The organism is Nostoc sp. NOS(2021), assembly GCF_017115025.1.
Lineage (GTDB): Bacteria > Cyanobacteriota > Cyanobacteriia > Cyanobacteriales > Nostocaceae > Nostoc.
This window is the reverse complement of sequence record NZ_JABXKM010000018.1, coordinates 1-13,789: the sequence shown is the minus strand read 5'-3', so window position 1 is coordinate 13,789 and position 13,789 is coordinate 1. Positions and strand designations below refer to the sequence as shown.

The 13,789-nt window shown below is 44.7% G+C and carries 14 protein-coding genes; 10 read left to right on the top strand and 4 right to left on the bottom strand.

Annotated features, from left to right (window positions below; translation table 11 throughout):
- Positions 1-255: 255 nt before the first annotated feature.
- Both HWQ41_RS00865 and HWQ41_RS00860 read left to right on the top strand, forming a co-directional pair.
- Positions 256-699, top strand: coding sequence for a KGK domain-containing protein (locus HWQ41_RS00865; protein WP_292758978.1), 444 nt, complete (start codon positions 256-258; stop codon positions 697-699).
- Positions 696-1,043, top strand: a complete 348-nt coding sequence (locus HWQ41_RS00860; protein WP_292758976.1) for a DUF952 domain-containing protein — start codon at positions 696-698, stop codon at positions 1,041-1,043. Before HWQ41_RS00865 ends, HWQ41_RS00860 begins: the two co-directional genes overlap by 4 nt.
- A gap of 183 nt (positions 1,044-1,226) precedes the next feature.
- On the opposite strand, the gene HWQ41_RS00855 is transcribed toward HWQ41_RS00860, so the two are convergent.
- The gene (locus tag HWQ41_RS00855; protein WP_292758973.1) at positions 1,227-1,931 is read right to left on the bottom strand and encodes a mobilization protein; all 705 of its coding nucleotides are present in this window, start codon (positions 1,929-1,931) and stop codon (positions 1,227-1,229) included.
- 223 nt (positions 1,932-2,154) lie between these two features.
- Between HWQ41_RS00855 and HWQ41_RS00850 the strand changes: the two genes are divergently transcribed.
- Complete coding sequence (locus HWQ41_RS00850) at positions 2,155-2,301, top strand: hypothetical protein (RefSeq protein ID WP_292758971.1); 147 nt, start codon at positions 2,155-2,157, stop codon at positions 2,299-2,301.
- Between the two features lie 40 nt (positions 2,302-2,341).
- On the top strand, positions 2,342-4,336 hold the full coding sequence (locus tag HWQ41_RS00845; protein WP_292758968.1) for an alpha-amylase family glycosyl hydrolase: 1,995 nt from the start codon (positions 2,342-2,344) through the stop codon (positions 4,334-4,336).
- A 216-nt stretch (positions 4,337-4,552) separates the two neighbouring features.
- Here the strand turns inward: HWQ41_RS00845 and HWQ41_RS00840 are convergent, their stop codons facing one another.
- From HWQ41_RS00840 to HWQ41_RS00830, 3 genes are all read right to left on the bottom strand, one after another.
- Positions 4,553-4,786 carry a hypothetical protein gene (locus tag HWQ41_RS00840; RefSeq protein ID WP_292758965.1) on the bottom strand — a complete coding sequence of 78 codons (234 nt, stop codon included), beginning with the start codon at positions 4,784-4,786 and terminating at the stop codon, positions 4,553-4,555.
- Between the two features lie 166 nt (positions 4,787-4,952).
- Complete coding sequence (locus tag HWQ41_RS00835; RefSeq protein WP_292758962.1) at positions 4,953-5,945, bottom strand: sugar-binding transcriptional regulator; 993 nt, start codon at positions 5,943-5,945, stop codon at positions 4,953-4,955.
- 182 nt (positions 5,946-6,127) lie between these two features.
- Positions 6,128-6,931 (bottom strand): SDR family oxidoreductase, encoded by an 804-nt coding sequence (locus HWQ41_RS00830; RefSeq protein WP_292758959.1) that lies wholly within the window; start codon positions 6,929-6,931, stop codon positions 6,128-6,130.
- A gap of 150 nt (positions 6,932-7,081) precedes the next feature.
- Between HWQ41_RS00830 and HWQ41_RS00825 the strand changes: the two genes are divergently transcribed.
- The 6 genes from HWQ41_RS00825 (at position 7,082) to HWQ41_RS00800 (ending at position 13,526) form a co-directional block, all read left to right on the top strand.
- Positions 7,082-8,431 (top strand): sugar ABC transporter substrate-binding protein, encoded by a 1,350-nt coding sequence (locus tag HWQ41_RS00825; RefSeq protein WP_292758956.1) that lies wholly within the window; start codon positions 7,082-7,084, stop codon positions 8,429-8,431.
- Positions 8,432-8,532: 101 nt separating this feature from the next.
- Positions 8,533-9,456: a carbohydrate ABC transporter permease gene (locus HWQ41_RS00820; protein WP_292758953.1), complete on the top strand. Its 924-nt coding sequence runs from the start codon at positions 8,533-8,535 to the stop codon at positions 9,454-9,456.
- A gap of 1 nt (position 9,457) precedes the next feature.
- Positions 9,458-10,279 carry a carbohydrate ABC transporter permease gene (locus tag HWQ41_RS00815; protein ID WP_292758951.1) on the top strand — a complete coding sequence of 274 codons (822 nt, stop codon included), beginning with the start codon at positions 9,458-9,460 and terminating at the stop codon, positions 10,277-10,279.
- A 228-nt stretch (positions 10,280-10,507) separates the two neighbouring features.
- Positions 10,508-11,665, top strand: a complete 1,158-nt coding sequence (ugpC, locus tag HWQ41_RS00810; protein ID WP_292758948.1) for a sn-glycerol-3-phosphate ABC transporter ATP-binding protein UgpC — start codon at positions 10,508-10,510, stop codon at positions 11,663-11,665.
- The gene (locus tag HWQ41_RS00805) at positions 11,622-13,121 is read left to right on the top strand and encodes a mannitol dehydrogenase family protein (protein WP_292758945.1); all 1,500 of its coding nucleotides are present in this window, start codon (positions 11,622-11,624) and stop codon (positions 13,119-13,121) included. The genes ugpC and HWQ41_RS00805 overlap by 44 nt, the downstream gene beginning before the upstream one ends.
- Before the next feature lie 279 nt (positions 13,122-13,400).
- Positions 13,401-13,526: a hypothetical protein gene (locus HWQ41_RS00800; protein ID WP_292758942.1), complete on the top strand. Its 126-nt coding sequence runs from the start codon at positions 13,401-13,403 to the stop codon at positions 13,524-13,526.
- Positions 13,527-13,789 lie beyond the last annotated feature (263 nt).

The window sequence follows — 13,789 nt, the reverse complement described above, 5'->3', positions numbered from 1 at the left end:
TGATATTAATAATCGCCGATTAAAATAGTTGATTAGTTTAGAGGATATTTTAAAAATCCTATTGTAGGTATAAAAACGTTCTATAACCTCCTAAATCCCCCTTAAAAAGGGGGACTTTGATTCTGGTTCCCCCCTTTTTTAAGGGGGGTTAGGGGGGATCAATAAGTGCCTAAAATCACAGCCAAATACTTTTCAAACATCTTCTTAAACTATCATGCAGACACTTACTAATTTACATTGACTACTAGGATTAACATGAACAAGATATGCCAACTATTAGACTTTGATGCTGATGTTTTGTTATTTAATAAAGATACATATATCGTTAGCAGATTCAAAGAATTGATATCTCAAAATTTTATCCATAAATTTCGTACAAAATTACACGATAATCATGGTGATTTTTCAGTTTCAGGAATTTTTCACAAGCTGTGCATAAACGAAGTAAACTTTCAAGTTGAAGATATCACATGGCAATCTTCTACCGAAGGCATAAATTGTCAAGTTTTCAGAGTTGGCTCTACAGGCTGGCAATCAGGAAAACTCAGAATAAAAGCATCTACAGAAATTATTTCTCCATTCATGCAGAGGGAAGCTGGCAAACTGAACATTACTGTAGTGTTAGAATTTTATCCTGATAATCCTAATGAATCCGAATCACCTTTAGATGATCTTCGTAAAATTATACAAGCAACATGAATACTATCTTCCACATCAGCAAACGCCAACAATGGGAACAAGCAAAAGATTTGGGCAGCTATCGCGCTGATTCACTCGATTCTGAAGGCTTTATTCATTGTTCAAAGTCAACGCAAATTGTCAAAGTTGTAAATACATTTTTTGAGAATCAAAAAGAATTGGTACTGCTTTTTATTGATTCTGATAAAATCCAAGCTGAAATTCGTTATGAACCTGCTGAAATAGGCGAATTATTTCCTCACATTTATGGTGAGTTAAATATTGATGCTGTGTATCAGGTGATTGATTTTGAAGCTGGGGAAGATGGTTTATTTGAGTTGCCGCAAGAAGTTATGGATTTATAATTAACGAACCGCAGAGGCGCGGAGGACACAGAGGAGGAGAGAATTTAAGCGATCGCATTTTGGCTAAGGCGATCGCTCATCTCAAATTTGAGTAAAAATGAAATTATTTAACAACTAACATCATTATGGGTTAGGTGATTTTTGGGAACTAGATGTGCGCCAGGTTGGCTCTCTAGGGCTTTGCTATTCAACTTTTTCATACCAGATACCTACTCTCTCAAAAGCACCATAAGCAAGTTTGAGAAAATTCATGACTCTCTGTCTCCCAATTATCCCGAATTCTTTATACTCTCTCGCCTCCGCAAACGTCAGGCGATTTTGGTCAATTATGTTTCTTTCTTTATATGCTAACTTCGGAAAATCTATAACTTTTATCTTATATTTATTTACTAATTTCTGGAAGTTTGAGTCTGACTCTATATGCTCCCAATCATCACACAGCCCTAAATTCCTCACCAAAATATGAGGGATTTTGTCCCCGTAGGTATTCACTGACTGACCAAACAGGTTGATGCTGTCGTATCCTCCTGTCGATACAAACCATTTACAAAACATCACTCCCTGCGAACTCCCTAGTTCAAGTAATTGATTAGACTCAATCCACCCTTGTACTGCTCTATGCGATTGTGCGGCTAAATTCACAATTACTGGCTTCTCTATCGCCCACTCAAATATTTTATCTGCCTTATCTGCCTGTCGTTCATTCTCACTAAACACAGCATACTTACATATCTCCTTATACACCCCTGCTACATCTGGATTCGACCTATCTGTCTCCACTGCTACAAATGGGATTTTCTTATCCAGACAATACTGAATCATTGTCCTAGCAAAGAGAGACTTTCCTACCCCGCCTTTTTCACCATCCACCAAATGAATCGTCGGCATTACAGCCACCTCTAATACTTATTAAACTTCGTTCTGTTGAATTGGCTCAAAATTTAATTAATCCTATCACTACAATCTCTTATGTGATTGATAAGATCATACATATTAATCAAACCAAGCTCTGACCCAGATTCTCTCTTGACCAATAGAAAAGTAGAAGTGAAAATATCACTCACCTACCGCCACTCCAAATTCATTAGTCACAGTTCGGGAGAGTTTATTTTTGTCCAGACGGACAGGACACTATAAATTACTTCCACAAAAACCATACAGGATTTTATTGACTCAGTTTTTTGCCTTATCCGATAAAGATTTACAGGTTGAAGAAATTCAACTCAATTATCTGGAATGGCAACTGACTGTTGTGTAATAACTCCATAAATGACTTGTATCAACTAGAGGTTTTTCCAATGCCTACTGATTTACTCAGCCGCAAAAAGACTCACTTTGTTTTGTGGCGTCCCGGTGCTTCTGAACCATCTCCCGCTCTCTACATTGGCAGCACGCCTCCCGACAATCCTGAACCATTAACTAAATTTAGAGAAATTCCACTTCGTCAGTCAACTCAATTTCCTGAACTGTGGGAAGTATCAGCTCAAGAAGTGGGGCTGAACGAAGGACAAGTTTACTTCTACTGGTTTAAAGTCCACGACTCAGATGGCTATTCTGAGAATGCTAACCCAATTATCTACGCTACAGATCCGACAGCAACAACTGTAGATCGAAGATTTGCTAACAAGCGGCTGGAATCGGGGGTAACAATTAGCCCAAATCATCCAGCAAGTGTTGTACTTTATCGCAATGGCGAACTAATTCCCTCCGATCCCGAAGGAAAAACTGTAAATTGGGAAGGCGATGTTCCTTTAAAAGAACTGCCAACTAACAATCAATTGGTGATTTACGAATTACCTACCCGTTGGGCAAAGAATGGCCCATCTGGTGTTGAAAAAGGAAACGGAACATTCCGCGATGCCCTAGCACTGTTGGTCAAAGAAGTAAAATCTCTAACTTTTACCACAGTCGATGCTTTGAATAACCACGCTCATCTTGTGGAACTGGGAGTCAACGCCCTTGAACTACTACCCCCAGAAGATAGCAAGTATGTTGACGAGTGGGGTTACGGCACAGCGAATTATTTTGCCGCAGATTTCGATTTAGGACGCCCGGATCATCAGTTAGCACCTACAGCTACAACTGATTTAGTAGATTTGATCAAAGCTGCTCATCAGCATGGGTTGCGCTTTTTTCTCGATGTGGTGATGGCATTTTCGCTGGAGAATCCTTACCATAACGTGAATTTTCTGGATTTTTACATTAAATGGAACAGTGGCGACCCAGAACAAGGGTCAAGAGATGGTTTTGGCGGAGATTTATTTAAATACAATTATTGGGTAGAAGGCTATCACCCCATCACTGGCCAAAAATCATGGTTTGTGCCAGCACGGGAATACTTAAAAGTCCATATTGCCCATTGGCTAGAATTTTATCGGGTTGACGGTCTGCGGTTGGATAGCGTCAATAATATTGCCAACTACGACTTTTTACAAGAGTTTAAGGATTTTGCGCGTAATGTATGGAATCAAAGAGAGGGAAGCAGCGATCGCTTCTTGGTTGTTGGAGAAGAATTAAGTGTACCACTAGCACTTATCCAACAAAATCGTCTAGATGGATTATGGAATGAAAAATTTAAGCAAATCTTCCGGCAGGTAATTCTAGGTAAGAACGCCTGGGATGAACCTAGCTTTGAACGGAGTGTCCGCAAACTCATTGATTGCCGCAACTTAGGCTTTAGAGATGGTTCGCAAGCAGTAAATTACCTAACTTCCCATGATATCGGCGGTTATGGTAACGAGCGTCTCTTCAACTACTTGGTTAATAATGGCGTGAAGCTGACAGAAGAACGGATTAAATTGGGATTCGTCAGCTTACTCACCGCCGTAGGAATTCCCATGATCCTGGCTGGCGATGAATTTGCCGACCAAGAAGATTTGGACATCAGCGATGATCGTAGTAATCATAAACAAATTGACCCAGTTAACTTCGACCGTGTAAGTGAAGATTGGCGACAACGCATATTCCAATACGTTGCGAGATTAGTCCACTTCCGCAAGACTTCTAACGCTTTAGCTGTGAATGATACCCAGTTCATTCATGTTGATTTCAATGAAGGCAAACGAGTTTTAGTATGGCAACGTGGTAATAAAGCTGATGAGTTAGTAGTTGTAGTCGCAAACTTTTCTGACTACGGTACTCCTCCTGGTTCTGAGTATAGAGTCCCGTCTTGGCCTGCAACCCCAGTCGGTAAACAGTGGCAAGAAATTACTCAAGAGAGGATAGTTCCACCAGACTGGGTAGGCAGAGAAGGCATCGTACCTTGGGAAGCTAAGGTGTACGCTCTAGTTTGAAAATTGGGCATGGGGGAGCCAGCTGCGGGAGGGTCTCACAACCCAGGCGATTGCGAGGTTCCCGACCTGGTAGCAGCTGGCGTCATTGAGGGTTGTCAGAGAGATTTTTCTGTAATCGTTGTCTGATTTATAACTCATAATATTTAGAGTAGCGATCGCCTACACGACTATCTCAAAAACAACCCCAATCTCACATCTTCCACCTAGCCCTGGCGATTAGAAATCGCGGCTATACAAACAAAGTCCACCTGCGTGGATTAAGAGAAAATCAAAGGTTTTTAACCCACTGAGGTGGGTTTTGCCTGTGTAGCCAAGCCAGTGCGTTGGGGAGCCAGCGCGGTCTTGGGGGTTTCCCCCATGAGCGACTGGCGTCGGCTCCGCCGACTTGTTCGCGTAGCGTCTCCCCTTGGGAGAAGCAACTGGCGTGCGACTTCTAGTCGCCTGGTGCAAGATATAAGCAATGAAGGAATTTTATCTTAACCTGTCACGAATGACGACAGCCTACGTCTACGCTTAAATCTTTATCAATAAACAAGCCTTAATGAGATTACTTCCTACTCTATTGAGAATATGCTATTGTTATTGACATGATGCGGCCGCCTGGTTGCTATACTTACTAAATCTGAGAAAGGATCATTTGGGCAGCAGCTTCATCGGTAATCAGTCCTGTAATTAACTTACCATGCAGAGCAGCTAAAATAGCCTCCGCCTTTCTCACACCGCCTGCCACACCAATAATGAGTCGATGAGCCGGTTGAGAGAGTGCTACACTGGCAACCCGACTGTTTGTCCCCTCTTGCAGCAATACTCCACGATCGCAGTAAGCCCAACCTGCAATTTCTCCTACTGCTCCCAGTTCAATCAATTCAGCCACTTCATCGTCATTGATGAAGCCGTCTTCATGTAAAGGAGCATTCCAGGCAATGTGACTAATTCCGACAAACGTTGCTTTAGCTTGCTCTGCAAGAGTCTTGACGGCGATAAACGATCGCTGAGTCTGCAAGAGTTCTCGTTCTTCAATGCTAGTCGCAACAACGGGAGTCGGCACTGGGTAAGCTTGGGAACCGACGCGATCGGATAAATGCATAACCACTTCGTGACGACCTGCACGCCCAGAGTGGGACATGTTCCCAATAATTGACACAATCTTATGCTGGGGTTGGTTCATTGAGGGTATCTGCTCCACCATTGTTCGCAATGTGCGGCCTGATGACAACGCCAGTATGGTTGGGGTTTTAGCCATCAGGTAAGCCTCTAGGTGGGTGGCAGCACATACACCAATTCCGTATAATGTATCACCTCTGCCTGCGTCAGTTGGTACTACTTCACAAAGTGACAGAGCGAAGCGATCGCGTAACGACTCAGCTAGAGCAATACATTCACTCAGGGGATGATCAAGTCGAAATTTAATCAATTTTTCACTGACTGCCAGTGCCACTAGGCGTTGTGCAGCTTGCCGGGACACATTGAGCTTTGCTGCAATTTCTTCTTGCGTATTGCCGGCGATGTAATAGAGCCAAGCAGCATGAGCAGCCAGGTCTAATTTGCGAGTCCGAAGGGGCAAGCCAGCTTTGCTGGCATCGCGCCGCTCCAAAAAAGGTTGTCTCATATACCACTTTCAAAAACTATGTACCTATCAAAAGAATGATTTATATTTTTGAGCTTATGCCCTATGTAGATAATTGATGATCAAATTTTTGGGATCGCGTGCTTCTTCATATATCCCCTATTTGATCAAATTCATTCTCGATGACGCGATCGCTGAGTTTACCTGAAAATAGCTGTAAATTTCTATTCTCCCCCAGTCACCTCCAAGTTAAATCCAGTAATGTAGCTTGCCTCTTCGCTCATCAGAAACGCTACCCCATTCGCCACCTCCTCCAAACTTCCCAAACGCCGCATTGGTACTGAATTGATCATCTGTTGCTCAACCACCTTCGGATCGGCATCAAAGTACTGCGACCCTACTGCTGCTTGCAATTCTGTTTGCCGCGTCCACATAAAACCAGGGCCGATTAACGCCGGGGAGAGTGCATTTACTCGAATGCCGTAAGGAGCCAAATCTTTCGCTGCCGTCTGAGTAATTCCAATGACAGCAAACTTGGAAGCGGCATAAGCCAACATATTTGGTGGCCCAACCACCCCTGCATAACTTGCCATGTTGACGATCGCGCCTCCACCGGCATCGCGTAGTTGCTGTGCAGCCGCCTTGAGAACCTGGAAAACGCCGATAACGTTGATGTTGATCACCTTTTGAAAGTCGTCTTCAGGATATTCGTCGGTCTTGGCAAACACTCCTTGATAGCCCGCATTATTAAATACATAGTCGATCCGCCCAAGCTGCTTTACAGCGCTAGTAAAAGCTTTGGCAACATCATCACTAGCTGTAACATCACAGCAAAACGTGCCGACTGGAACGTTGTAATCTTTTAGTTCCTGAGCCACATCTGCCATCTTCGGTTCATTCAAATCTAGCAGGGCTATTCCTGCCCCATTAGCAGCAAAACGGTGTGCAGTTGCCTTGCCAATATCTCCCGCACCGCCAGTAATTAGGATAGTCTTACCTGCAAACTGATAGGTTGCTTTTGCCGTCATAGTTTTCAACCTGTTATTGAAGAATTGTTGCAAATGCCCGTGATGGAAATGAGATTGGTATGATTTCTATTATTGAGCTTTTGCCCAAAAATAGAGCATAAAATCAAAAATTTATTTCGTTCGGTTTTTTTACTTTAAAGGAGTCATGCGATGCGTATCCCCCGCTTCGCTAAAGTGCTGGTTGTATTTCTCACTGGAGTGATGCTGGTGCAACTTCTATATGCTTGTTCACCACGTTCGCAAGCCGCAGAGAAAACTAGACTAACGATCGCCACTGTTAATAATGGCGACATGGTAGTGATGCAAGGGCTTTCTCGCAAATTTGAGTCAGCTAATCCTGATATTCAACTCCGGTGGGTTGTGCTGGAAGAAAATGTGTTGCGCCAACGCACAACTACAGATGTTGCAAGCCAAGGTGGGCAGTTTGATGTCATGACGATCGGTTCCTATGAAACACCAATCTGGGCTAGGCGGAATTGGTTGAAGCCTTTGGATCAACTAGGCGAAAAGTACGACGTAAATGACCTACTTAAACCTATACGAGAAGGGCTTTCCAACAATGGCAAACTCTATGCCGTGCCATTCTATGGGGAAAGTTCCATGCTGTACTACCGAAAAGACTTGTTTGAGAAAGCCGGGATTGCGGTTCCCCAACAGCCAACCTATCCCCAAATGAGAGAATGGGCAAGCAAGATCCACGATCCAGCACATGGGGTTTATGGGGTTTGCCTGCGCGGAAAACCTGGTTGGGGTGAAAACATAGCATTTGTTTCCACATTGGTCAATACCTATGGTGGACGGTGGTTTGATATGAAGTGGCAACCAACGATCAATACTCCAGCTTGGAAAGAAGCGATCGCCTTTTATGTTGATCTGCTCAACAAATATGGGCCGCCAGGAGCCAGTTCCAATGGATTTAACGAGAATCTGGCTTTATTCTCCACAGGCAAATGTGGGATGTGGGTAGATGCAACCGTTGCCGCAGGCTTGTTATCTAATCCGAAAGAATCCCAAGTTTATGATAAAGTTGGCTTCGCCCGTGCGCCAATTGAAAAATATCCCAACGGTTCAAATTGGCTTTGGGCTTGGGCGTTAGCGGTTCCTAAAACCTCAAAATCACCAGAAGCCGCGCAAAAGTTCGTTGCTTGGGCAACATCAAAGGAATACATCCAACTGGTTGCGAAGGAAAATGGCTGGGTTGCTGTACCACCAGGGACTCGGACTTCCACATATCAGAATCCCAACTATCGAAAAGCTGCACCCTTTGCTGAAATCGTGCTGGGAGCGATCGAATCTGCTGATATTACCCATCCATCCGCAGAACCAACTCCTTATAAGGGAGTTCAATACGTTGATATTCCAGAATTTCAGGCGATCGGTTCTGCCGTCGGGCAAACCTTGGCGGCGGCATTGACCAATCGGACTTCGGTAGATCAAGCGTTGCAGCAATCGCAGAAATCAACTGAACGCTTCATGAAACACACAGGTTATATCGAGTAATTCCAAGCTGTTCCACATCTAAGCATACATTCAGCAGCCAGGATACCTATTAATTCTAGGTTTTTCATTTTGAATTTTGAATTTTAAATTTTGAATTGCTTATGTCTTCTTCATTAGCGGTAAAACCTCAATACGAAACGCCACCACCCGCCAAGCAACGGACTACGCGGCAAGTGTCAACCTTACCTTTGGTTGCGCCTTCGGTCGTTGTCCTACTGCTGTGGATGATTGTGCCTCTGGTGATGACCGTATGGTTTTCCTTTCAGCGGTATAACTTGCTGAATCCAGATGCACGTAAATTCATTGGGATTGAAAATTTTACGTTCATCCTCAGTGACTCAGCTTTATGGACATCGATCGCCATCACAATAATTTTGGTTGTTTCTGTTTTAGCAATCACAATTAGTCTGGGCACATTACTAGCAATTCTCTTTGACCAAGACTTTTATGGTCGTGGAGTGGCGCGGGTGCTGGCAATCTCCCCATTTTTCGTTATGCCCACGGTTAGCGCCCTAATCTGGAAAAATATGCTGATGCATCCGGTGAATGGGCTGTTTGCTCAAATCACCAGAGGTTTGGGTTTGGGGGCGATCGATTGGTTTGCCAGCGTTCCCTTGCTTGCGATCATTATTATTGTTTCCTGGGAATGGCTGCCCTTTGCCCTGCTGATTTTATTAACTGCAATTCAGTCACTCGATCGCGATCAGTTAGAAGCAGCCCGCATGGATGGCGCAAATGCGATCGCTCTATTTCGTTTCGTCATGCTGCCCCATTTGAGCCGCGCCATTTCTGTGGTTGCCATGATCGAGACGATTTTCTTTCTGACCATCTTTGCGGAAATCTTTGTTACCACAGGGGGCGGGCCGGGACTTGCAACCACTAACCTGGCCTATTACATCTTCTTAAAAGCTTTGCTAGAATTCGATGTCGGCGGTGCCTCAGCCGGCGGATTAATTGCCGTAATCCTTGCCAACGTCGTGGCAATCTTTTTGATGCGTAGTGTTGCTCGTAATTTGGATACCTAACATGGTAAGTAAAACCTCAAAGCTTTGGCTATGGACATTGCTTGGCTGGCTTGTGGCTTGCATTTTGTTTTTCCCAATTTTCTGGATGTTTCTTACCAGTTTCAAAACAGAAGTCGCGGCAGTTTCAACTCCCCCTCAGTTGTTTTTCCGCCCAACATTCGAGAACTATATTGCCATCCAAGACCGGGCAAATTATTTCAATTATGCGTTTAACAGCGTAGCGATTTCCCTCGGAGCGACTATACTGGCGTTGCTGCTTGCCGTACCTGCCGCCTACGCAATGGCATTCTTCCCAACCAAACGCACTAAGGGCACTTTACTCTGGATGCTGTCCACCAAAATGCTGCCACCTGTTGGTGTGCTGGTACCGATCTACATTTTGTGTCGCAACGCCGGGTTATTGGATACTCACATCGGTTTGATTATCATTTATACCCTGATTAATTTGCCAATCGTCGTCTGGATGATTTACAGCTTCTTCAAGGAAGTTCCTAAAGAAATTCTCGAAGCCGATCGCATGGATGGAGCAACCACTCAGCAAGAACTTGTGCATGTGTTGTTGCCATTAGCAGTACCCGGAATTGCATCCACCGCCTTGCTTTCAATTATTTTGTCATGGAACGAAGCATTTTGGAGCTTGAACTTGACAACAGCAGATGCCGCCCCACTCACAGCCTTCATCGCTTCATTTTCCAGCCCTCAAGGATTATTCTGGGCAAAACTTTCAGCAGCATCAACACTAGCGATCGCACCCATCCTCATCTTCGGTTGGCTAAGTCAACGGCAATTAGTCCGAGGACTGACCTTCGGTGCTGTGAAGTAGAAGGCAGAAGGCAGATAATCTTGTGTTCTTCTCAAGAACATCACAATTTTTCAAAAATTCACTGTACTGTATTGACGCAAAAACCCTTTATAACTCTCTTACCTTTGCGCTCTTTGCGTACTTTGCGGTTCGTTCTCTTATTCCGAATCTTTGCGCCAACCGCGAAAGCCGCTGCTCGATTTCTCTCTACGCGAGAAAAAAACTGAAACCCATTAATGGAAACAATTTATGTCAACAGTTGCTTTAAGAAATATCCATAAAACCTACGCCGACACAGAGATCATCAAAGGCATTGATCTCGACGTGAGCGATCGCGAATTTGTTGTCTTCGTCGGCCCCTCCGGTTGTGGAAAATCAACCTTACTCCGCATGATTGCTGGACTAGAAGAAATCTCCTCCGGCGATTTGCTCATTGATGGACAAAAAGTCAATGATGTGCCACCCGATAAACGCGGTTTAGCAATGGTCTTCCAAACCTATGCCTTATATCCTCACATGACAGTGGCGGAGAACATGGCCTTTAGCCTCCGGCTGGCGGGTATGCAGAAAGCCCAGCGTTATGAAAGGGCGCGTGAAGTCGCTCGTATCCTGCAACTAGAGCCGCTTTTGAACCGCAAGCCCAAAGAATTATCGGGAGGACAACGGCAACGGGTGGCGATCGGTCGTGCTTTGGTGCGTAATCCCAAAGTATTTTTGTTTGATGAGCCCCTATCTAACCTGGATGCTTCATTGCGGGTGCAGATGCGGATCGAGCTTGCCAGCTTACACGACAGCCTGCAAGCCACGATGATTTATGTTACCCACGATCAAGTTGAGGCAATGACCCTTGCCGACAAAATTGTGGTGTTGCAGGGCGGCATCATCGAACAAATGGGTTCTCCCCTGGAACTGTACCATCATCCCCGTAATCTATTCGTCGCCGGATTTATTGGTTCACCGAAAATGAACTTTATCTCGGTAACAGTGTCAGCCGTCAATGACTCTGGTACAACAGTCAGACTCCCTGGTGACGCAACCGTAATGATTCCGGTGCAGCCCAAAACCCTGTCAGTTGGGGATAGAGCAACATTAGGGATTCGTCCCGAACATCTGCTGCTCGATCGCAGTAACCCAAGCGTGAATGGCGAAGTATTAGTTGTAGAACGATTGGGCGGAGAAACCTATCTCTACATCAAGATTGCGGGTGGCGAGACTGTAGTTGTGCAAACAGACGGGGATAATCCAGCCATTATGCACGATTACATTCCTATTTACATTAACGGTGAGCTTTGCCATTTGTTCGATCAAAACGGTGAAGCCATTCCCAAAGTTCATCGTCACCATTTAACCCAAAATGAATCCCATGAACAGCAATATCAGCACAAGTTCAGCAATCAAGCTGAATGAAGCATCTCTGTCTGGTTTAGGAAATAACATTCGCGTATCCAATTACGATCGCCATCAAATCACAAACGGTATTGTCCATATCGGTGTGGGTGGGTTCCATCGCGCACATCAGGCGTTATACCTGGATAATTACTTTCATCAAAATCCCGGTAGTGAATGGGGAATCTGCGGGGTTGGGCTACTAGAATTCGACAAGCGGATGCGTGATGCACTGAAATCACAAGATTGTTTGTATACCTTAGTTGAAAAGTCACCATCAGGCGATCGCGCTCGTGTGATTGGGGCAATTACAAAATATCTGTTTGCCCCAGATAACCGCCAAGCAGTGATTGACACCTTAGCAGATCCCAAATGCCGCATCGTTACCCTCACCATTACCGAAGGAGGCTACTACTATATTGAAGGTAGCGGTGAATTCGATGCCCATCACCCAACAATCCAGTACGATTTGCAGCATCCCGATCAGCCAATTGGAGTATATGGCTTTTTGACAGCAGCCCTTAATCGCCGCCGTCAACAAGGAATAGCACCATTTACCGTATTATCCTGCGACAATCTCCAAGGTAACGGCAACATTGCCCGCAAAATGTTAACCGCATTTGCCCAAATGCAGAACCCGGAATTGGGGCGTTGGGTTGCCGAACAGGTTGCTTTTCCCAACTGCATGGTCGATCGCATTACCCCCGCCACAACTCCAGCAGATATCAAAATGGTGGCGGAACAGTTTAACATCGATGATGCCTTTCCAGTTGTTGCCGAACCGTTTCTTCAGTGGGTAGTCGAAGACAATTTCAGCGCAGGTAGACCTGATTGGGAATCCGTTGGCGTTCAGATGACCAGCGATGTTCATCCCTACGAGATGATGAAAATCCGACTGCTCAACGCCAGTCACTTGTTGATTGGCTATCTCGGCTCTTTAGCAGGTTACACCTACGTTCATGAAGTCATGGCAGATCCATTGATTCGGCAAGCCGTTGATCGTTTGATGGTAGAAGTTACGCCGACACTCCAACCTGTACCTGGGATTGATTTAGATAATTACAAAAAAACCTTAATTGAACGCTTTGCCAATCCCAAGATTCGCGATCAACTCCCGCGTCTTTGCCTGAATAGCTCCGCCAAAATGCCAAAATTTGTTTTAGGCTCAGTCCGTGACGCGCTGCGCCAAGGAGGAGCGATTGATTACATGAGCCTAACGGTTGCAGCTTGGTTCCGTTACCTCAACGGAAACGATGACCAAGGCAAACCCATTACCATTGACGATCCAATAGCAGGTACTTTGACTCAACTAGCTGGTTCCAGTGGCTCCGACTCCAAAGCATTGCTCAACCTAACTGAGGTTTTTGGTGATTTATCGCAGTCATCGCCTTTTGTTGAGTCAGTTACGAACCATTTACACAGATTGTATGAGTTTGGAACTAAAGAAACATTAGCCAAATTCTTACAGAAAACTTAACCAAAAAGTGAAAGCCGCGACCTTTGAAGGCGGAAATGAAACTTCCGCCTGATCGCCCTAACAGCCTAAAATTTCAGCAACCTGACTCCAAACTGTCATTGGGTCAAATGACTTATAGCAGGGAACAGGGAATAGGGAACAGGGAATAGAAAACAGGCTTGAAAGTCTCTTGGTGTCAGTGTTTTCTGATTAGCTAATGTCCTAAGCTACCTGGCAACTGCTATAGTACAGTTTTGCGTAAAAGCGTAGCGTTTCTAATTGCAGGGGAACGCATTGGCATTGTCAGCCAATGCATTGGCATTGTCAGCTAACGCATTGGCATTGTCAGCCGACGCATTGGCATTGTCAGCCAATACATTGGCATTGTCAGCCGACGCATTGGCATTGCAGAGTATTGCCAAATAGAATTCGCTACGAATTAATCAAATGCTGTACTTAGCGATCGCACCAGCAAACCCCATCTGTGCAAAGTGTTGGCGATCGCTCGGTAAGCGTTAATTTCTGAGTGATAACGCTAAAGTAGCGCTATAGTTTATCACTTGATCGTTAGGAAATAGTATTTATAGCGTTTCCTAATCATATGAGGTACATCTTAGCCCCCTCCTCGCTTGCGGGCTATCCATTACCCGGATCTTTCTTAACATTTGCGAGAGTATTGACTCAGGTTT

What these genes read in the sequence shown, in the direction of transcription:
- HWQ41_RS00865 (WP_292758978.1), top strand. Translation starts at nt 256, where the DNA reads ATGAACAAGATATGCCAACTATTAGACTTTGATGCTGATGTTTTGTTA.
- HWQ41_RS00860 (WP_292758976.1), top strand. Translation starts at nt 696, where the DNA reads ATGAATACTATCTTCCACATCAGCAAACGCCAACAATGGGAACAAGCA.
- HWQ41_RS00855 (WP_292758973.1), bottom strand. Translation starts at nt 1,931, where the DNA reads ATGCCGACGATTCATTTGGTGGATGGTGAAAAAGGCGGGGTAGGAAAG.
- HWQ41_RS00845 (WP_292758968.1), top strand. Translation starts at nt 2,342, where the DNA reads ATGCCTACTGATTTACTCAGCCGCAAAAAGACTCACTTTGTTTTGTGG.
- HWQ41_RS00835 (WP_292758962.1), bottom strand. Translation starts at nt 5,945, where the DNA reads ATGAGACAACCTTTTTTGGAGCGGCGCGATGCCAGCAAAGCTGGCTTG.
- HWQ41_RS00830 (WP_292758959.1), bottom strand. Translation starts at nt 6,931, where the DNA reads ATGACGGCAAAAGCAACCTATCAGTTTGCAGGTAAGACTATCCTAATT.
- HWQ41_RS00825 (WP_292758956.1), top strand. Translation starts at nt 7,082, where the DNA reads ATGCGTATCCCCCGCTTCGCTAAAGTGCTGGTTGTATTTCTCACTGGA.
- HWQ41_RS00820 (WP_292758953.1), top strand. Translation starts at nt 8,533, where the DNA reads ATGTCTTCTTCATTAGCGGTAAAACCTCAATACGAAACGCCACCACCC.
- HWQ41_RS00815 (WP_292758951.1), top strand. Translation starts at nt 9,458, where the DNA reads ATGGTAAGTAAAACCTCAAAGCTTTGGCTATGGACATTGCTTGGCTGG.
- ugpC (WP_292758948.1), top strand. Translation starts at nt 10,508, where the DNA reads ATGTCAACAGTTGCTTTAAGAAATATCCATAAAACCTACGCCGACACA.
- HWQ41_RS00805 (WP_292758945.1), top strand. Translation starts at nt 11,622, where the DNA reads ATGAACAGCAATATCAGCACAAGTTCAGCAATCAAGCTGAATGAAGCA.